Origin of the sequence: Bradyrhizobium sp. AZCC 2262, assembly GCF_036924535.1 — a bacterium.
Taxonomy (GTDB): Bacteria; Pseudomonadota; Alphaproteobacteria; order Rhizobiales; family Xanthobacteraceae; genus Bradyrhizobium.
In genome coordinates this window covers 3,334,019-3,351,446 of sequence record NZ_JAZHRT010000001.1, presented here as the reverse complement: position 1 = coordinate 3,351,446, position 17,428 = coordinate 3,334,019, and the positions used below count along the sequence as shown (strand labels likewise).

Genomic DNA, 17,428 nt, shown 5'->3' with positions numbered 1-17,428 from the left:
CGCTAGTCGAGCCCTCGCTCGTGGCTCAGATTGACCATTTCCTGAATAAAAATCACCTTTTGCTTGTCGTTCAGGCTGGCAAATAGCGGTTCGGCCGCATCGGCCACGCTGCGCTGGTCGACGGCGCGATCGTTGAGGAACTGGGCCTCGTTGCGCATCTGCTCAATGATGTCGTCGGGTGGATCGCGCTTGGCGCGCGCAACGCGCAGATTGAGCCGGTCGGCGCCATTATGACCGAGATAGTGCATCGCACTGTTGAACCCGGTCCAATGCTTCTCCTGTTCGGGCGTGAGGTTTAACTCCTTCTTGATCCGTTCGATATTGGCGTCGCTGCTGGCGACGATCTGTTCAGCCGTCAGTTGCGGCGCGCCGGCCTGGGTGAGGACGGCGGCCTGCTGCTGCTGTTGCTGCTTGGCGGCCTTCGCAGCCTTGCTCCCCTTTGCCGGCTTCGGCGTGTCACCCTGCTTGGAAGGCTCACCTTGCTTGGAAGGTTCACCCTGCTTGGAAGCCTCACCCTGTTTGGCATCCCTTGCCGCCTGCGCCTGCCCGCCTTTGTTATTGCCCCCGGTCAAGACACCGGTAACGCCGCTGACCACCCCGACGACACCGCCGATCGCCCCGCCCAACACGCCGCCGACCGGACCGGCAGCCTTGTTACCCTCGCGTGCGCCCTGCTGCACGCCCTGCACCAGCCCCTGCGCGTTCGCTGTCGCAGACGCGCCAACGGCCAGCGTGAGGATGGCGCCAAGCGCAAAAAGCAATCGCGACAGTATCGGCGCAATTTGCTGAGGACGGGTCATTATCTGGTCTCCATAGTCGATCGAGAAACGTGCCACGCGCGCCATTCGCAATGGCGCGCGTGAATCCTTCGCCGCCTAAACTATCGTTTCCGCCCCGAACTCGTCCACCGTTGCGCCGCATGGTTCCACGGCAGGAAACATCTTCGGGCGAAGCAGTTAAACGTGCCATCGGTCGGCTGCGGCGCAATCGCACACCCCCCCTTCGGCAGGATCGAAGCAAAGTGTGCGGCGCAATATTGCCGCGCCCATTATTGACGATCCCAAAGGCATGACATCGTCGCTCCCGCTGCCCGGAATTTCCACGCAACGTTAGTTCAATGACGGCAGCCGCTGTGTTTTCTCGACAGATGCAAACAATTCTGGTCTGATCTGATTACAAAATCTTCGCTGGCCTGCCGTCTGCTTGCGGCTCCACGCCAGACGGAGACGAAAAACAAGAAGCAAAATCTGGCTCAGCAAAGGGGAGACGTCATGCTACGCAAGAAGCTTTCTCGCCGACAATTCGTTGCTGCGACAGCGCTGTCATCCGCAGCACTCATAACCGCGCCTTATATACGCGGCGCCTATGCCGCAGGAACCCTTTCGATGGGGTTCTGGGATCACTGGGTACCCGGCGCCAACAAGGCAAGCACCGATCTCGTCAATGAATGGGCCGAGAAAGAGAAGGTCGAAGTCAAGATCGACTACATCACCAGCAACGGCAGGAAAAACGAGATCACCATCGCCGCCGAGGCTCAAGCGAAGTCTGGCCATGACATTCTGGCGATGCCGACCTGGTGGCCGCACGCCCAAACTGAACTGCTCGAGCCGATGAACGACGTCATGACGCCGCTGATTGCGCAGAACGGCGCGGTCAACGATACGGTGAAGTATCTCGGCCAGCTCAATGGCAAATGGCATGCTGTTCCCTTCTGCATCGGCAGCCAGATCAAGGGACCCTGCACCCGTATCGATCTGATGAAGAAATTCGCCAATATCGACGTGCAGGAAATGTATCCCGCCGGCTCCCAGCCCAAGGCAGACAACTGGACGATGGACACCTTCCTGAAGGCCGCGGAAGCCTGCCACAAGGGCGGAGTTCCCTTCGGAATAGGTCTCGGCGAAACTTCGGATTCCGTCGACACGGCCGGCGCAATCTTCCAGTCGTTCGGCGCGCAGCTTGTCGATGCCAAGGGCAACCTGACGGTCAAGACCGACGAGGTGCGGCAGGCGCTCGAATACTACAAGAAGCTGATCGCCTTCCTGCCGCCCGACGCCGGCGCATGGGATGATGCCTCGAACAACAGATGGCTGGTGTCAGGCAAGGGCGCCATGATCATGAACCCGCCGAGCGCATGGGCTGTCGCCAAGCGCGATGCACCGCAGGTGGCCGAACAGTGCTGGACGCACGGTTTTCCGAAAGGACCGAAAGGTCGCTTTGCGCCGCACCTTCCCTACTTCCTGGCTGTGTGGAGTTTCTCCAAGAACAAGGCGGCGGCGAAGAGCCTCATTACGCATCTGTCGCAGCCGACCTCGATCGAGAAACTCGTTGCAGCCAGCGGCGGATACGACCTGCCGGCATACGAAAAACTCACGACGCTGAAGACCTGGGCCGAGGAAGGGCCGCCAAAGGGCACTCTTTATCACTACCCCAACCCCTTCAACCATCAAACCCTGTCGATCGCTGCCTCGCCGGCTCCGCCGAAGATCGCGCAGCAGATCTACGTGCAGGCCACGCTCACCAAAATGTGCCTGCGCCATGGTCAGGGGGAAAAGATGGAAAGCACACTCGCCTGGGCAGAAAGCGAGTGCGAAGGCTTCATGCGGAGTTGAGGCAAAGGACTTCGCTGCGGCGGCCATCCGAGCGCGCCGCCGCGGCGCGGGTTCATTACTGTGTCAGCACCAGGGAACGGCAAGCGCCGTCGTCCCGGTGATTCATCCGGCGAGGACGATGCGTCATGGTCGATGTCACACTTCAGTCGAACCGCATTGCTGGTGCCGGCACGCGAAGGCGCTCAAGCCTGCGAGCCGCCATGAAGCGAAAGTCCACCGCGGCTTTCCTCATGACTCTGCCGCTGATCCTCCTGATCGCAATTCTGGTTCTTTATCCAGCTTTCTACTCCCTGCATCTGGCGACCCTGAACAAGTCAATGCAACGCTTCGTTGGCTTGGGCAATTTTGAATTCCTGTTCAAGCGGCAAACGTTTTGGCTGGTGGTGCAGCAATCGTGCATCTTCGCCATCACCGCCGTCGCCTTCAAGGCGCTGATCGGTTTTATCGTCGCGCATTTCGTTCACAACATTCCCGCTAAAGGTCAACGCAAGTGGCGTGGAATGCTGCTGGTGCCGTGGGTTATTCCACCGGCGATGAGCACGCTCGCCTGGCTTTGGCTGTTCGATCCCTCCTACAGCGCCTTCAACTATACGCTTTCATTCTTCGGCATCGGACCGATCCCCTGGACCGGCGATGCCGCCTGGGCGCGCTTCTCGGTCATCCTGGTCAACGTCTGGTATGGTGCGCCATTCTTCATGATCATGTATCTGGCTGCACTGAAATCGGTGCCCGAGCAGCTTTATGAGGCCGCGGCGATCGACGGCGCCAATTGGTGGCAGCGGATCTGGTACGTGACTCTGCCGATGATGCGCAACATCATCGCGATCACGACGCTGTTCTCGCTGATCGTCACCTTCGCGAATTTCGATATCGTCCGAATCCTGACCGCCGGCGGTCCGCTGGATCACACGCATATTTTCGCGACCTGGGCGTTCCGCCTCGGCATTGAGGGCGGCGACATCCCGCTCGGCGCCAGCGTCTCGCTGTTCATGTTTCCGATACTGGCGATCGCGGCGATCTTCATCCTCCGCGACATCAACAAACGCGGGAATGAAGCCTGATGACAAGCACGGTTGTGATCGACAAGGCTGGGCCGACCAGAAGGGTCAAGTATGGCAGCATGAGCCGCGACCGTGCCTGGGCGCTGCGCTGGTCGTACTTCTTTCTCGGGCTGTTCGCGATCTTCTCGCTGGTGCCTCCTTTGTATATGCTGATCACCTCGCTCAAGAGCAGCGCGGAGATTTCAGCGGCAACAAACCCCTGGTGGGTTTTTCATCCGACGCTGTCGAACTATGTCGAGCTTCTGACATCGAACCAGTTCCTGAGGTTCTTCTGGAACTCGGCGTGGGTATCGATCATCGTGGTGACGATCACCATGCTGATCAGCGTGCCCGCGGCATTCGCGCTGTCGCGCATGCGGTTCTGGGGGTCGGCGACGCTTGCGACCGGCGTCTTCCTGACGTATCTCATCCCCGATACGTTGCTGTTCCTGCCGCTGTTCAAGATGTTCGCTGCATTCAGCGATTGGACGGGGATTCAGCTGATCAACACGTGGTACGTGCTGTTGATCGTGTACCCGACACTAACCGTGCCGTTCTGCACCTGGATCATGATCGGCTATTTCGCGTCCATTCCCAAGGAGCTCGACGAGGCTGCCATCATCGATGGCGCATCATGGTTCCAGACGTTGACGCGCATCTTCATCCCGGTCGCGATGCCCGGTCTGATCGCCGCTACCATCTTCGCGTTCACAGTTTCCTGGGCGCAATTCCTCTATCCGCTGGTGTTCACGACGTCGACCGACCAGCTCGTCATGCCGGTCGGCATCATCACGACCCTTATCAAGGGTGACGTGTTCAACTGGGGACAGATCATGACCGGCGCCCTGCTCGGCGCAGCGCCGCCGCTCATCATCTACGCTTTCCTGATGGACTATTACATTGCCGGCCTGACCGCCGGTGCGACAAAGGGCTGATCTCATGGCTGACGTGACGTTGCGTAAGGTTGTTAAGCGCTATGACGAGGTCGAGGCGGTGCGCGGCATCGATCTCGACATCGCCGACCATGAGTTTGTCGTGCTGGTGGGACCGTCGGGCTGCGGCAAGTCGACCACGCTGCGGATGATCGCCGGCCTGGAAGATATCTCCGACGGCGACATCATGATCGGCGGCGACGTCGTCAACGACGTGCCGCCAAAGGATCGCGATATCGCGATGGTGTTTCAGAACTATGCGCTCTACCCGCACATGACGGTTGCGGAGAACATGTCGTTCGGATTGCGGCTGAAGCGTTACCCGAAGGCCGAGATCAAGAGCCGCATCGACGAGGCCGCGCGCATGCTTGACATCGTCGAGCTGGTCGACCGCAAGCCGAAGCAATTGTCCGGTGGCCAGCGTCAGCGCGTCGCCATGGGCCGCGCCATCGTGCGTAACCCAAAAGTGTTTCTGTTCGACGAGCCGCTCTCCAACCTCGACGCCAAGCTGCGCGTGCAGATGCGGATCGAGATCAAGAAGGTGCACCAGAAAGTCCGCACCACGACGGTCTACGTGACCCACGACCAGGTGGAGGCGATGACGCTGGCTGACCGCGTCGTGGTGATGAACCATGGTCGGATCGAGCAGATCGGCACGCCGAACGAACTCTATCACAAGCCGGCGACGAAATTCGTCGCCAGCTTCATCGGCTCGCCGGCGATGAATTTCATCCCGTGCCGGCTGGAGGATCTCGCCGGCAAGTTGCACGTTCGGTTGACCGATCGCATCACCTTCCCGCTGCCGCCGGCCCGCGCCGCCCGCTATCAGGGCATCCCGCGCGCTGACAAATTGCTGCTGGGACTGCGGCCCGAGCACATCACCGAGGCCAAACAGCATACGGAGCCGGGCGTGGAGACCTTCGACACGGTGCTGGATGTCACCGAGCCGATGGGAATGGAGACGCTGATCTATTTTACGATGGAGGGCACGCTGGTCTGCGGCCGGGTCAATCCCAATGCCGGCGCGCACGATGGCGGCCCGCTTCGATTGGCTGTGGACCTCAATAACATGCACCTGCTAAACGAGGTGACCGGCGCCGTCCTTTGACGGCGCAATTGCTGTATACCAAGGGCAGGAAATGGCTACCAACAAGAAGAAAATCTTCGTCACGGAATCGATGTCGCAGCCGGGAAGAGCGTTGCTTCACGCGCGGGAAGACATCGAACTCGTCGAATTTCCCAACATGATTTCGCAAAAGGATTTTAACGCCAAGCTGCAGGAGCATGCGCCGGTCCATGGCGTCGCCCTCGGCGGCACCCGCTTCGGCGAGCCCGAGCTCGAATCCTCGCAGGACATGCTGGTGGTGACCCGGATCGGCGTCGGGTTCGACGCCGTCGACGTCCCCGCGCTCAGCCGCCGCAAGGTCCCGCTGATGGTCGCGGGCACCGCCAATTCGCCGTCCGTTGCCGAACACGCCCTGTTCATGATGCTGACGCTCGCCAAGCGCGCGGCGGAAATGCATTTGCTCGTCCGGGACGACAAATGGGCTGATAGGCTGGGGATGCTGCCCTACGATCTCTTCGGCAAGACGGTGCTGATCACCGGTTTTGGGCGCATCGGCACCCGCACCGCCAAGCGCTGTCTCGCGATGGAAATGAACGTCCTGGTTTTCGATCCCTACAAGCCGGTCGCCGACATCAAGGCCGCCGGCTGCGAGCCGGTTGCCGACCTCAACGCCGCGCTGCCGCGCGCCGACTTCGTCAGCATCCATTGCCCGAAGAATCCGGAGACGGTCGGCATGTTCAATGCGGACCGGCTGAAGCGGATGAAGCCGACCGCCTATCTGATCAACACGGCGCGCGGCGGAATCGTCGACGAGGCCGCGCTCCACGCCGCGCTGATGTCCGGCAAGCTTGCCGGCGCCGGCCTCGACGTTTTCGCGCAGGAGCCGCCGCCAGCCGGTCAGGCGTTGTTGGCGCTGCCGAACGTCATCATGGCGCCGCATGTCGCAGGCGTCACGGTGGAAGCCGTCGACCGCATGAGCGAGCAGACTGCCCGCAACATTCTGAGCGTGCTGGATGGCGATCCGGTGCGCCAGAACGTGATCAATCAGGACGTGCTCGGCTAAATCGTCCGCTGCACGTGACCCTGGGCGCGGTCCGTCCACCGACCGGCCGGCAAACGAGGTATGCGCATGGCCTTCAAGGAATACGGCAATTACGACGCGGTCGGCCTTGCCGAACTGGTTCGGAAGAAAGAAGTCTCGGCCAAGGATTTGCTCGATGAGGCCATCGCCCGTACCGCGAAGGTCGATCCGCAGATCAACGCGGTCGTCGTCAAGCATTACGACTTTGCCGAACGACAGATCGAGCGCGGCCTGCCCGACGGACCCTTCACCGGCGTACCGTTCCTCCTGAAGGACCTCGACCTCCTGGAGGGCACGCGCACGACATCGGGCGCCACGGTCCTGAGGGACTTTGTGGCCGACCACAACGGCACACTGGCGCGGCGCTTCCTCGACACCGGCATGTCGATCTTCGGCAAGAGCTCCAGTCCCGAATTCGGCCTGATGCCGACGACCGAATCCCGCCTGCACGGGCCGACCCGCAATCCCTGGAATCTTGAGCATTCCTCAGGCGGTTCATCAGGCGGCGCGGCGGCGGCGGTTGCTGCGCGCATCCTGCCCGTCGCACATGCCAGCGATGGCGGCGGCTCGATCCGGATCCCCGCCTCTGCTTCCGGCGTCTTCGGCTTGAAGCCGAGCCGGGCGCGCAATCCGCTCGGTCCCGATCGCGGCGAAGGCTGGGGTGGGTTCGCCTGCGGCCATGTCGTGAGCATCAGCGTGCGCGACAGCGCGGTCATGATGGACGCGATCCACGGCCCGGAGCCGTCGAGCCCCTACGTGGCACCGCCGCCGGAGCGGCCGTTTTCACAGGAAGTCGGCCGCGACCCCGGCCGGCTTCGCATCGCCTTCACCGACAGATCGCCGTATGGCGACGCCATCGATCCGGAAATCGCGGCAGCCACGCGCGAGATTGCGGGCCTCCTGGCGGGGCTCGGTCATCACGTCGAGGAACGGGCGCCGGTGCTTGCCGCCGACCCTGCGGCCGTCATGACCACCATCGTTGGCGCCAACACCGCGCTGTCGGTACGGCTGATCGAGCAAAGGCTCGGGCGAGCCGCAACGGAAAACGATTTCGAGATATTGACGCTGGCCAGCGCTCACAACGCGCAAAAGACCGCGGCGACCGACTATGTCGCCGCCCAGCTTGCAGCCTTCCAGATTTCCCGCGCCCTCGCGACCTTCTTCGAGAGCTGCGACGTCTTCCTGTGTCCGACGTTGTGCTCGCCGCCGCTGCGGATCGGCGAACTCAACACCATGTCGAACGACCTGTCGCATATCGCCCCGATCCTGCGCCGCTATATGCCCGGCACCTCCATGTTCAACATGTCCGGCCAGCCGGCCATGTCGGTGCCACTGGCATGGAATAAGGCCGGGTTGCCGCTCGGCATGATGTTCTCGGCCAGGTTCGGCGATGAGGCGACGCTATTCCGGCTGGCCGGCCAGCTCGAACAGGAGCGGCCCTGGAAGAACAGAATACCGCCGGTGTGCGCTTAAGCTGGCCTCGAAAGCGCCACAAATGGACAAAGCTCACGGCATTCGGTAGCGAGGAACGACGCCGGGCGGCAATCGGGACACTGATTCCGCAGACGGAGTTCGATCCGGAGGCTGAATCGTGGCTCAAAGCGACCCGACCGACCATGCCCTGGCGGCCATCGCCAGCATTCTCGACCAACCGGAAAGCCGTCGCGAACCCGAGAAGACTGCAGCCGCGGAGCAAAGGCCGGTGGCCCCGCCGCCCATCCCCGTCGCGCCGGCGCCGATCGAGGCTCACGGTTACGCCAGGCACGGTCCCGGGCCGATGGCCTCGATCCGTTTCAAGTGGACGGTCCGCCTGGAGAATGGCGACTACTATGTCGACGAGACCATCGGGGAGAATTCCGCTCCGATCGTCTTCGGCCCGATGTCGAGGGAAGCCGCGATCCAGATGGTGGACGATCGCGAAAGCGACGCGCGTCGGCGCTTCGATCAATTGAAGAGCGAGATGGCCGGAAGCGGCGCCGCCGCCAATCTGGCGCGCCAGGACAGCGGCGAAGCATAACCCGCCACTTCTCAAGCGCTATCTCGGCGGCCCCAGAAAATCCTTCTTGGCAATATCGACACCGGCGTGGCGCAGGATGTCGTAGGCCGTCGTAACGTGAAAGAAAAACTGCGGAACGCTGAACGTCAACAGCAACGACTTTCCTGTGAATGCTCGCTGGGTCCCGTTCTTGAACGTGAAGGCGACTTGCTTGTCGGCTGCAGCATCGATCTCGGTACGCGGCAAGCCTCGCACGAAATCGATCGCCGCGGATATCCGCGCCTTGAGCTCGGCAATGTCAGGCTCGGCGTCTGAAAATGTGTGAGGTACACGACCAGCCAGCAGCGCGCCGGCAACGACCGCATGCCGGTTGGCTTCGCCGACCTGCTGCTTCAGGCTGTACATGGTGGGTGAGAGCCGCATGTTCAGTAGGACGGCGGGATCGATGTTCCTGGCTCCCGCATAGGCCGAGGCGTGATCGAGAAGACCGGACAGATTGCCGAGATGCGGCACGAACACGCCGACAGAAGCTTCGTAAAGCGAGATGGTCACGATTTCAATTTCTCCGGGTGGCACCACCGCGATATCTGGTTTAAATCGGCGCCATCGCTCCAGAGTGTCATCTAATTTGTCGGCGGAGAAGATCTGATGTTTCGAGTGTTCGCTAGTCTTGCAATGGCTATCCTGTGGACCGTTGTCGCCCACGCCCAGCCGGCGAATTCCCGTCTCGACGACATCATCAAGCGCGGCACGCTGCGGGTCGGCATGACCGGCGACTATCAGCCATTCACCTATTTCGACAAGGCGACGTCGACATTTCGCGGCTTCGACGTCGACATGGCGGAAGCACTTGGCAAGGCGCTCGGCGTCAAGGTCGAGTTCGTTCAGACCGCCTGGCCGCAGCTGATGAAGGACTTTGAAGCCGACAATTTTGATATCGCGATGGGGGGCGTCTCGATCTCGCTCGACCGGCAGAAGAAGGGAATGTTCTCGACGCCGATCATGCGCGAGGGCAAGACGCCGATCGCCCGCTGCGCCGACAAGGGCAAGTATGAGACCATCGCCGATATCGACAAGGCCGGCACGCGCGTCATCGTCAATCCCGGCGGCACCAACGAACGCTTCGCCAAAGCGAACATCAAGAATGCCGAGATCAAGATGTGGAACGACAACGTCACGATTTTCGACGAAATCGCCAAGGGCAACGCCGACCTGATGATGACGGACTCTTCCGAGACCCGCTACCAGCAGAAACAGCACTCTGGCGTGCTCTGCGCGGTGCATCCGGAAAAGCCGTTCGACTTTGCCGAGAAGGCCTATTGGCTGCAGCGCGACGTCGCGCTGAAGGCCTTTGTCGATCAGTGGCTGCACATCGCCACCGAGGACGGTAGCTTCAGGAAAATCTATGCGGCCTGGTTCGATTGATTCCTGGTTGGACAAGTCTGTTTTCGCAGGAAATTGACCGTCCATTGGGGGCAAATTAGACTGCCCGGCTAAATTTGAACCAAAGCCGCTAGTACACGACTTATAGTTTGAAAGTGATTTGGATCACTTTGAGGGAAGCTGCCAGCGCGTAGTAGCTTCGGGGGAATGGGGTTCCCTGCTCAGGAGGTCGCAATAATGAAGAAGTGTCTTGCTATCGCCGTGCTCTTGCTGGCAAGCAGCCTCACCGCCGCGCAGGCCCAGTACACTTTCGAGTATGGCGGCCGCACCATCACCATCGATCCCGATCGAGGCACGGTTCATATTCCCGGCGTCTACGATAATACCGGCAAGAAGGCCAGGCGCCCGCGCGGCGAGGAAGGCGATCTTGATCGCCCGGGCAGGAAATCGCCGCAGCAGGCGAAGTCCGCCCCGCAGGCCGCACCCGAGCCGGCAACCCCGGCTGCACCTGCACCGGCCGAACAGGCTGCCGCTCCGGCGGCAGCGCCTGTGCCGTCCGCTCCAGCCACCACTTCGAGGGACGAGCCGTCGACCGCGACGGCGGCCGTTGCGCCGGCGGATACTGCTGCGCCTGCGCCAGCGGCGCCCGCGCCTCCAGTGCAACAGAATGCTGCTCCGGCTGCGCCGCCGGCCCCTGCCCCCGTTGCCGCGCCAGCGCCACCGCCGCCGCAACAGAAACAGGCCGCCGCCCCGGCAGCATCGGCGCCTTCGCCTACGAACTCACCGCTCGGCGTGTGGCTGACGGAGGAGAAGGAAGGCAAGGTGCGGATCGAAGCGTGCGGCCCCAATCTCTGCGGCTATTCCGTCGACAAGAAGTCGAACCAGAACGGCGAACAGGTTCTGATCAACATGAAGCCAGGCAAGGACAAATGGAGCGGGCGGATTTTCGATCCGAATTCCGGCAGCACCTACGATTCGACGATCGCACTGAAGGGCACCGACAATCTGCGCGTTCAGGGCTGCGCCTTCGGCGGCATGTTCTGCGGCGGCCAGACCTGGACCCGCGTCAACTGACCGGCAAGCACTGCTGCGCATTCAACCAAAGCCCCGCCGCAACGCGGGGCTTTTCACTGCGCCCTGACGGGTGATGACAGTCACAGTCTTCGCGGAACCGTTATGAGACCCTGATCGTGTCCAAACCAAAGGGGCACGTCATGATAACGTCTCGGAAATCTCTGGTCGCCGCTTCGCTGCTTGCCGCACTGGGCTTTGCGACACCATCCGCAGCCGCGACGTTCGACGGTGACTGGAATGTGCAGATCACCTCGTCGAACGCCGCCTGCAGCAGCGGCGCGTCGGTCTCGATCGGAATCAACAACGGCCAGGTCGCCTCGAACAGCGCGACTGTGACGGCATCGGGCCGCGTCGCCGACGCCGGCAATATCAGCGTAACGCTTGCAAGCGGCATGAAGCGTGCGGTCGGCACAGGCCGCCTCTCAGGTACCTCGGGCTCGGGCACCTGGCGTGCCGCCCTTTGCTCGGGTACCTGGACGGCGCAGCGAAACTAACCGAGCTTCGCCGAATACTCCGCGTCGATCACATGCTCCATCCAGGTGACGTAGCTGCCGTCGAGCGCTTCCTGCATGGCAATGTGAGTCATGGCGTTGGTCGGCGAAGCGCCATGCCAGTGCTTTTCACCGGGCGGAATCCAGACGACATCACCGGGGCGAATTTCCCTGATCGGTCCGCCTTTGGCCTGCACCCGTCCGACACCTGAAATGACATAGAGCGTCTGGCCCAGCGGATGGGTGTGCCAGGCCGTGCGCGCACCCGGTTCAAAGGAGACGCGCGTCGAGGCCAGCCGTGCCGGCGCCTCGGTCTGGATGATCGGATCCTGCAGCACCGTGCCGGTAAAATATTCAGATGGTGCCCGGCGCGTCGGCCGGGAGCCCGCGAGATGGATTTCCATGGAGTTGTCTCCCTTTTTCTGAGGTTATTTCTTGCTGGCCGCGTAGCGCGCCTTGGTCTCGGCGTTCATCGGATAGAGGCCGGGCAACGCCGCGCCATTGTTCACCTCGTTGACGATCCAGGCTTCCATCCGCTCCTGCTCCGGCCCTTCGGCCAGCACATGATCGAGCAGTGCCTGCGGGATCAGCACGGCGCCGTCCTGATCGGCAACCACGATGTCGTTCGGAAATACCGCGACCCCGCCGCAGCCGATCGGCTCGCCCCAGCCGACGAAGGTCAATCCAGCAACCGAAGGCGGCGCCGCGAAGCCGTCGCACCACACCGGCAAATTGGTGCCGAGCACGCCTTCGACGTCGCGCACGACGCCATCGGTGATCAGCGCCGCAACGCCGCGCTTGACCATGCGAGCGCAGAGAATGTCGCCAAAAATGCCGGCGTCGGCGACGCCCATGGCGTCGACCACGGCGATGCAGCCCTTCGGCATCGCTTCAATCGCGGTGCGGGTGGAAATCGGCGACGACCAGGACTCCGGCGTCGCCAGATCCTCGCGCGCGGGCACGAAACGCAGCGTAAAGGCCGGTCCGACCAGCCGCGGCTGCCCCGGCCGCAGCGGCTTGGTGCCGCGCATCCAGACATTTCGCAGGCCCTTCTTCAACAGAACGGTGGTGATGGTGGCGGTGGACACGCCGGAGAGGGTTGCGAGGGCTTCGGGGGACAGGGACATCTGGAAAGCAGGCTCCGGAGGGATGGATGAAAGGTAGCGCATCTTGCGAAGCGCGGATGTCACGTCAAGGGCCCGCGGAAAGAAGCGCGATCACAACATCTTATCATCGACATGCAGATTAATTTATTGAACTTACTGGCTGATTTCGCGCCAAGCGAATTCCACTCGCGCCCAAAACACGCTACAGGTTGAGTGAGCACGAGAGCCGCGAGACAGTTTACAGGCCATGGCCGCGACGCTTCCCCCGCCCCGCCTTTTGCCGAGTGGCGACAGCGCCATCACGGTGGAATTCAGCCGCAACATCGACGATGCCGCCAACCGGCGCGTATTGGCGCTCGACCGCGCGATGGCTGCTGAGCCGGTTACGGGCGTCACCGAGACGGTGCCGACCTATCGCTCGCTGCTGGTGCATTACGATCCCGTACTGATCGATTTCGAAAAGCTCGGTGAGAAAATTCTCACGCTGGCGCAACGTCCCGCCCCGGCGGCGACGGCCACCCGGCGCTGGCGCATTCCGGTGGTTTATGGCGGCGAGCATGGCATCGATCTCGAGGACGTCGCAAAAACCCTCAACACCACGCCCGACGAGATCGTGGCGCGGCACGTCGCCGGCGACTACCGGGTCGCCATGATCGGCTTTACGCCCGGCTGGTCCTATCTCAGCGGGCTTGCGGATTCCCTGCACATGCCACGGCGGCAGAACCCGCGCTTGCTGACGCCGGCCGGAACCATCTCGATCGGTGGCGTACAGACCGGCGTGCAATGCCTCGCCGGCCCGAGCGGCTGGCATCTCCTGGGACAGACCGCGGTCCGCACCTACCAGCTTCATCGCAATCCGATCTTCCTGCTGGAGCCAGGCGACAACGTCACCTTTGTGTCAGTTGATGCCAAAACCTTCGCGGAGCAGGACCGCGCCGCCGAAGCCGGCGAATTCATTGCCGAGCGGATCGCCTCATGAGCAAGCTCGTCATTGCATCGATCGGCCCGGCAAGCTCGATCCAGGACGGCGGACGTCCCGGCGCCCAGCGTTACGGCCTCGTGCCAAGCGGCGCGATGGATCGGCTGGCGCTGGCGGCCGCGAATGCGCTGGCCGGCAATGAGCCGTTCGCGGCCGCCGTCGAGGTCGGTCCGTTCGGGGCAAAATTCACCGCACGCGGCGGCGCGGTGCGCATCGCGCTGGCGGGAGCCCCGCGCAACGCGGATATCGCCGGCCGCTCCGTGGCGTCGGATACTTCCGCAACGCTTGCCGACGGCGAGACCCTGACGCTCGGCTTTGCCCGCGGCGGCTCGTTCAGCTATCTCGCGATCGAAGGCGGCATCGCCGGCGAGCCGATGTTCGGCAGCCTCGCCGTCAACGCTCGCGCCGGCCTCGGCAGCCCCTATCCGCGCCCGCTGCAGGCCGGCGACGAACTACAGACGAAGGCGGCAAGCGGCGCGCCGGAGCAGCGGATCGAGCTGCCGGCTGTGACCGATGCGCCGATCCGCGTCGTCTGGGGTCCGCAGGATGACGAATTCGCAGATGAGACCAAGAAGCTGTTTGTCGACAGCGAATGGAAGATCTCCGCGACCAGCGACCGCATGGGCTACCGGCTCGAAGGCCCGGTGCTGAGGCATCTCCACGGCCACAACATCGTTTCCGACGGCGCGGTGAATGGCAGCCTGCAGGTGCCCGGCAATGGCCAGCCGATCGTGCTGATGCCTGACCGCGGCACCAGCGGCGGCTATCCCAAGATCGCGACCGTGATTTCGGCCGACTTCGGACGGTTCGCGCAAATCCCCGCCGGGCGCGCGTTTCGCTTTCGGGCCGTCAGTATGGCGGAAGCGCAGGTGGAAGCACGCAAATTTGCCGAGTTGCTCCGCACCCTGCCCGAGCGGCTGCGATCGATCGAAAACGTTGATCTCAACATCGATGCGCTGCACGATGCCAATGTCGCGGGCCACGCCGTCAGCGCCGTCGATGCCGGAACCTGGCACGCAGTCACTCTGGCCGACATAGCAGGCCCGGACTGATCAACCAATCCACTCACCAGAAGCGGACCAGCAACATGACAACCATCGACCTCAATTGCGATCTCGGCGAAGGATTTGGCGCGTGGGAAATGGGCAATGACGCCGCGATGATCGAACTGGCGACGTCGGTGAACGTCGCCTGCGGCTTTCACGCCGGCGACGCCGACATCATGCGCCATACCGTTGAGCTTGCGAAGGCGCGCGGCGTCAGCGTCGGCGCGCATCCCGGCTATCGCGACCTGCACGGTTTTGGACGGCGGCCGATGCCGGGCCTGAAATCATCGGAGATCGAGAACCTGATCGCCTACCAGATCGGCGCCCTGCAGGCGATCGCTACCGCGGCGGGTTACAAAGTCACACATGTCAAGGCGCATGGCGCCATCTCCAACGTCGCCTGTGAGGACGACATGACCGCGAAGGCCATCGCGAACGGCATCAAGGCCGTCGATCCCAACCTGATCTTCGTGGTGCTCGCCAATTCAAAGCTGGTACAGGCCGGCGAAGCCGCCGACCTGCCGATGGTGCACGAGGTGTTTGCCGACCGCGCCTACGAAGACAATGGCTCGCTGGTGTCGCGCAAGAAGCCCGGCGCGGTGCTGCACGATGCGAAAGAAATCGCCGACCGCGTGGTGCGGATGGTGCAGGACGGCGCGGTGGTGTCGGTCACCGGCAAGGTGATCAAGATGCGCACCGATACCGTTTGCATTCACGGCGATACGCCGGGTGCAGTCGAGATCGGACGTGGGGTCAGGCAGGCGTTGAAGAATGCCGGGATCGACGTCGCGCCGTTCAAAGTGAAGCCGGCATGAATACGCAAGTCCAAAAGCCCGGCCGGACTTCCGCTTCGGCGCCTTAAGCCCTTCAATAACTTGTTGGCGCAACCAAAGGGGGAAGATATCATTATCTGCTCCCTTGGACTAGCCGGCTTCCTTGGAGGGTTAAAATGGTCTCCATGCATCTTCGCGGATTGATATCGGCGACAGCAGTCTGTGCACTGATTTTTTCAGCAAGTGCAGCGCAAGCCCAGCAAGCCAGCGGCGCGGTAACGCTGTTCAACAATGTCAGGGTATTCGACGGCAAGGGCACATCGTTGTCGGAACCAACCAATGTGTTGGTTCGAGGCAACCTGATCGAAACAATTTCCCGGACGCCGATTTCGGTCGATCGAAGCGCGACCACCACGATCGTCGATGGAGGCGGCCGCACCCTGATGCCCGGCCTGATCGACAATCATTGGCACGCAATGCTGGCGCGGGCGACGCCGGCGCAGGCGTTCGGTGATGTCGGTTACAACAATCTCATGGCAGGCGACGAAGCGACGGACACCCTGATGCGCGGATTCACCACTGTTCGCGACGTCGGTGGGCCGGTGTTCGGTCTCAAGCACGCCATCGATGAGGGCATCGTCAAGGGCCCGCGCATCTATCCGTCCGGCGCCATAATCACGATCACCAGCGGGCACGGAGACTTCCGTCAGTTAACCGACTTGCCGCGCACGATCGGCGGCATGCTCACCCGCATGGAGCAGGTCGGTGGCTCCATAGTTGCGGACAGTCCCGACGAGGTGCGCGTGCGTACGCGCGAACAGCTCATGCAGGGCGCCTCCCAAGTCAAGCTGACGGCGGGCGGCGGAGTGTCGTCACCCTTCAGTCCGATCGACGTGACCACCTTCACCGAGCCCGAACTGCGCGCCGCGGTAGAAGCGGCCGAGAATTGGGGCACGTACGTCGCCGCACATGCCTTTACCTCGGCTGCGATCCGGGGAGCCATTGCAGCCGGCGTGAAGTGTATCGAGCACGGCTTCCTGATGGATGAAGCCACCGCCAAACTGATCGCCGAGAAAGGTGTTTGGCTGAGCCTGCAGCCGCTCCCCGAGGACTTGAGGCTGGGCTTTCCGGTGGGCTCCGTCCAGCGAGCCAAGGCGGATGAGGTCTGGCCCGGCATCGCCAGGACCTACGAACTGGCGAAGAAGTACAAGATCAAGACGGCGTGGGGCACCGATGTGCTGTTCTCCCGCGCGCTGGCGCAGCAACAAGGGGCAATTCTGGCCTCGCTTGTCCGCTGGTACACCCCCGCCGAAGCGCTGGCCATGGCGACATCCACCAACGCCGAACTGCTGGCGCTGTCCGGAAAGCGCAATCCCTATCCGGGCAAGCTCGGCGTCGTGGAACAAGGGGCGCTTGCGGATTTGCTGCTTGTCGACGGAAATCCGTTGGACAACATCAACCTGATTGCCGACCCCGCCAACAACTTCAAGGTCATCATGAAGGACGGCAAGATCTACAAGAACACTCTGACCAAGTGAGGGCCCGTTAAGCCGGGCCTGCTCGTCCGAGGTAAAATTTCAGAACGGGTGAACCGAGAGTGTGCCGAACACGATGGCGGCAATGAGCGCAAACGCACTGTAGAGCGCAGCGGTATGCAGGCCGGTCCCGGAACGGCGGGACACCGAGCGTGCGTATAGGTGCAGGCGGGCTTCCGCCGATAGTTCGCGCATGATCGATCTCCAACGCGGCATGGGCTGCATATGGAATATCGTTTGCGTCCGGATTCAAGATATCCGCCGAAATAGTGATATGGGCGCTCCGGCGCACACGGTTTCGAGAGGAAAATTCC

At 62.3% G+C, this 17,428-nt stretch carries 19 protein-coding genes; 14 read left to right on the top strand and 5 right to left on the bottom strand.

Annotated features, from left to right (window positions below; translation table 11 throughout):
• Positions 1-2: 2 nt before the first annotated feature.
• Positions 3-800 carry a Spy/CpxP family protein refolding chaperone gene (locus tag V1283_RS15840; RefSeq protein WP_334387393.1) on the bottom strand — a complete coding sequence of 266 codons (798 nt, stop codon included), beginning with the start codon at positions 798-800 and terminating at the stop codon, positions 3-5.
• Between the two features lie 471 nt (positions 801-1,271).
• Here V1283_RS15840 and V1283_RS15835 point away from each other — a divergent pair, with 471 nt between their 5' ends.
• From V1283_RS15835 to V1283_RS15805, 7 genes are all read left to right on the top strand, one after another.
• Complete coding sequence (locus tag V1283_RS15835; RefSeq protein ID WP_334387392.1) at positions 1,272-2,612, top strand: ABC transporter substrate-binding protein; 1,341 nt, start codon at positions 1,272-1,274, stop codon at positions 2,610-2,612.
• A gap of 125 nt (positions 2,613-2,737) precedes the next feature.
• Positions 2,738-3,673: a carbohydrate ABC transporter permease gene (locus V1283_RS15830; RefSeq protein WP_334387391.1), complete on the top strand. Its 936-nt coding sequence runs from the start codon at positions 2,738-2,740 to the stop codon at positions 3,671-3,673.
• Positions 3,673-4,587 (top strand): carbohydrate ABC transporter permease, encoded by a 915-nt coding sequence (locus V1283_RS15825; RefSeq protein WP_334387390.1) that lies wholly within the window; start codon positions 3,673-3,675, stop codon positions 4,585-4,587. Before V1283_RS15830 ends, V1283_RS15825 begins: the two co-directional genes overlap by 1 nt.
• Before the next feature lie 4 nt (positions 4,588-4,591).
• Positions 4,592-5,692 carry an ABC transporter ATP-binding protein gene (locus V1283_RS15820; protein ID WP_334387389.1) on the top strand — a complete coding sequence of 367 codons (1,101 nt, stop codon included), beginning with the start codon at positions 4,592-4,594 and terminating at the stop codon, positions 5,690-5,692.
• A 31-nt stretch (positions 5,693-5,723) separates the two neighbouring features.
• Positions 5,724-6,713, top strand: a complete 990-nt coding sequence (locus V1283_RS15815) for a hydroxyacid dehydrogenase (RefSeq protein WP_334387388.1) — start codon at positions 5,724-5,726, stop codon at positions 6,711-6,713.
• Between the two features lie 66 nt (positions 6,714-6,779).
• Positions 6,780-8,204: an amidase gene (locus V1283_RS15810; RefSeq protein WP_334387387.1), complete on the top strand. Its 1,425-nt coding sequence runs from the start codon at positions 6,780-6,782 to the stop codon at positions 8,202-8,204.
• Positions 8,205-8,322: 118 nt separating this feature from the next.
• The gene (locus V1283_RS15805; RefSeq protein WP_334387386.1) at positions 8,323-8,748 is read left to right on the top strand and encodes a hypothetical protein; all 426 of its coding nucleotides are present in this window, start codon (positions 8,323-8,325) and stop codon (positions 8,746-8,748) included.
• Positions 8,749-8,766: 18 nt separating this feature from the next.
• Here V1283_RS15805 and V1283_RS15800 read toward each other — a convergent pair whose 3' ends face one another.
• Positions 8,767-9,279, bottom strand: coding sequence for a DUF1993 domain-containing protein (locus tag V1283_RS15800; RefSeq protein ID WP_334387385.1), 513 nt, complete (start codon positions 9,277-9,279; stop codon positions 8,767-8,769).
• 96 nt (positions 9,280-9,375) lie between these two features.
• Here V1283_RS15800 and V1283_RS15795 point away from each other — a divergent pair, with 96 nt between their 5' ends.
• The 3 genes from V1283_RS15795 (at position 9,376) to V1283_RS15785 (ending at position 11,678) form a co-directional block, all read left to right on the top strand.
• On the top strand, positions 9,376-10,152 hold the full coding sequence (locus tag V1283_RS15795) for a transporter substrate-binding domain-containing protein (protein ID WP_334387384.1): 777 nt from the start codon (positions 9,376-9,378) through the stop codon (positions 10,150-10,152).
• Between the two features lie 195 nt (positions 10,153-10,347).
• Positions 10,348-11,184: a DUF2147 domain-containing protein gene (locus V1283_RS15790; protein ID WP_334387383.1), complete on the top strand. Its 837-nt coding sequence runs from the start codon at positions 10,348-10,350 to the stop codon at positions 11,182-11,184.
• A gap of 140 nt (positions 11,185-11,324) precedes the next feature.
• On the top strand, positions 11,325-11,678 hold the full coding sequence (locus V1283_RS15785; protein WP_334387382.1) for a hypothetical protein: 354 nt from the start codon (positions 11,325-11,327) through the stop codon (positions 11,676-11,678).
• On the opposite strand, the gene V1283_RS15780 is transcribed toward V1283_RS15785, so the two are convergent.
• Together V1283_RS15780 and V1283_RS15775 are read right to left on the bottom strand one after the other, a co-directional pair.
• A complete protein-coding gene (locus V1283_RS15780) occupies positions 11,675-12,079 on the bottom strand; it encodes a (R)-mandelonitrile lyase (RefSeq protein WP_334387381.1) in 405 nt (134 codons plus the stop codon). The genes V1283_RS15785 and V1283_RS15780 overlap by 4 nt on opposite strands.
• Before the next feature lie 24 nt (positions 12,080-12,103).
• Positions 12,104-12,802 carry a ribonuclease activity regulator RraA gene (locus V1283_RS15775; protein ID WP_334387380.1) on the bottom strand — a complete coding sequence of 233 codons (699 nt, stop codon included), beginning with the start codon at positions 12,800-12,802 and terminating at the stop codon, positions 12,104-12,106.
• A gap of 226 nt (positions 12,803-13,028) precedes the next feature.
• Here V1283_RS15775 and pxpB point away from each other — a divergent pair, with 226 nt between their 5' ends.
• The 4 genes from pxpB to V1283_RS15755 all read left to right on the top strand — a co-directional run bounded on the left by pxpB (position 13,029) and on the right by V1283_RS15755 (position 17,117).
• Positions 13,029-13,760 carry a 5-oxoprolinase subunit PxpB gene (gene pxpB / locus V1283_RS15770; RefSeq protein WP_334387379.1) on the top strand — a complete coding sequence of 244 codons (732 nt, stop codon included), beginning with the start codon at positions 13,029-13,031 and terminating at the stop codon, positions 13,758-13,760.
• Positions 13,757-14,812 carry a biotin-dependent carboxyltransferase family protein gene (locus tag V1283_RS15765; RefSeq protein WP_334387378.1) on the top strand — a complete coding sequence of 352 codons (1,056 nt, stop codon included), beginning with the start codon at positions 13,757-13,759 and terminating at the stop codon, positions 14,810-14,812. Before pxpB ends, V1283_RS15765 begins: the two co-directional genes overlap by 4 nt.
• A 35-nt stretch (positions 14,813-14,847) precedes the next feature.
• On the top strand, positions 14,848-15,621 hold the full coding sequence (locus V1283_RS15760) for a LamB/YcsF family protein (RefSeq protein ID WP_334387377.1): 774 nt from the start codon (positions 14,848-14,850) through the stop codon (positions 15,619-15,621).
• A 158-nt stretch (positions 15,622-15,779) separates the two neighbouring features.
• Positions 15,780-17,117: a metal-dependent hydrolase family protein gene (locus V1283_RS15755; RefSeq protein ID WP_334393080.1), complete on the top strand. Its 1,338-nt coding sequence runs from the start codon at positions 15,780-15,782 to the stop codon at positions 17,115-17,117.
• 39 nt (positions 17,118-17,156) lie between these two features.
• Here V1283_RS15755 and V1283_RS15750 read toward each other — a convergent pair whose 3' ends face one another.
• Positions 17,157-17,309, bottom strand: coding sequence for a hypothetical protein (locus V1283_RS15750; RefSeq protein WP_247777853.1), 153 nt, complete (start codon positions 17,307-17,309; stop codon positions 17,157-17,159).
• Between the last annotated feature and the right edge of the window lie 119 nt (positions 17,310-17,428).

What these genes read in the sequence shown, in the direction of transcription:
- V1283_RS15795 (WP_334387384.1), top strand. Translation starts at nt 9,376, where the DNA reads ATGTTTCGAGTGTTCGCTAGTCTTGCAATGGCTATCCTGTGGACCGTT.
- V1283_RS15790 (WP_334387383.1), top strand. Translation starts at nt 10,348, where the DNA reads ATGAAGAAGTGTCTTGCTATCGCCGTGCTCTTGCTGGCAAGCAGCCTC.
- V1283_RS15780 (WP_334387381.1), bottom strand. Translation starts at nt 12,079, where the DNA reads ATGGAAATCCATCTCGCGGGCTCCCGGCCGACGCGCCGGGCACCATCT.
- V1283_RS15760 (WP_334387377.1), top strand. Translation starts at nt 14,848, where the DNA reads ATGACAACCATCGACCTCAATTGCGATCTCGGCGAAGGATTTGGCGCG.
- V1283_RS15750 (WP_247777853.1), bottom strand. Translation starts at nt 17,309, where the DNA reads ATGCGCGAACTATCGGCGGAAGCCCGCCTGCACCTATACGCACGCTCG.
- pxpB (WP_334387379.1), top strand. Translation starts at nt 13,029, where the DNA reads ATGGCCGCGACGCTTCCCCCGCCCCGCCTTTTGCCGAGTGGCGACAGC.
- V1283_RS15835 (WP_334387392.1), top strand. Translation starts at nt 1,272, where the DNA reads ATGCTACGCAAGAAGCTTTCTCGCCGACAATTCGTTGCTGCGACAGCG.
- V1283_RS15820 (WP_334387389.1), top strand. Translation starts at nt 4,592, where the DNA reads ATGGCTGACGTGACGTTGCGTAAGGTTGTTAAGCGCTATGACGAGGTC.
- V1283_RS15810 (WP_334387387.1), top strand. Translation starts at nt 6,780, where the DNA reads ATGGCCTTCAAGGAATACGGCAATTACGACGCGGTCGGCCTTGCCGAA.
- V1283_RS15765 (WP_334387378.1), top strand. Translation starts at nt 13,757, where the DNA reads ATGAGCAAGCTCGTCATTGCATCGATCGGCCCGGCAAGCTCGATCCAG.
- V1283_RS15815 (WP_334387388.1), top strand. Translation starts at nt 5,724, where the DNA reads ATGGCTACCAACAAGAAGAAAATCTTCGTCACGGAATCGATGTCGCAG.
- V1283_RS15830 (WP_334387391.1), top strand. Translation starts at nt 2,738, where the DNA reads ATGGTCGATGTCACACTTCAGTCGAACCGCATTGCTGGTGCCGGCACG.
- V1283_RS15775 (WP_334387380.1), bottom strand. Translation starts at nt 12,802, where the DNA reads ATGTCCCTGTCCCCCGAAGCCCTCGCAACCCTCTCCGGCGTGTCCACC.
- V1283_RS15825 (WP_334387390.1), top strand. Translation starts at nt 3,673, where the DNA reads ATGACAAGCACGGTTGTGATCGACAAGGCTGGGCCGACCAGAAGGGTC.
- V1283_RS15785 (WP_334387382.1), top strand. Translation starts at nt 11,325, where the DNA reads ATGATAACGTCTCGGAAATCTCTGGTCGCCGCTTCGCTGCTTGCCGCA.
- V1283_RS15840 (WP_334387393.1), bottom strand. Translation starts at nt 800, where the DNA reads ATGACCCGTCCTCAGCAAATTGCGCCGATACTGTCGCGATTGCTTTTT.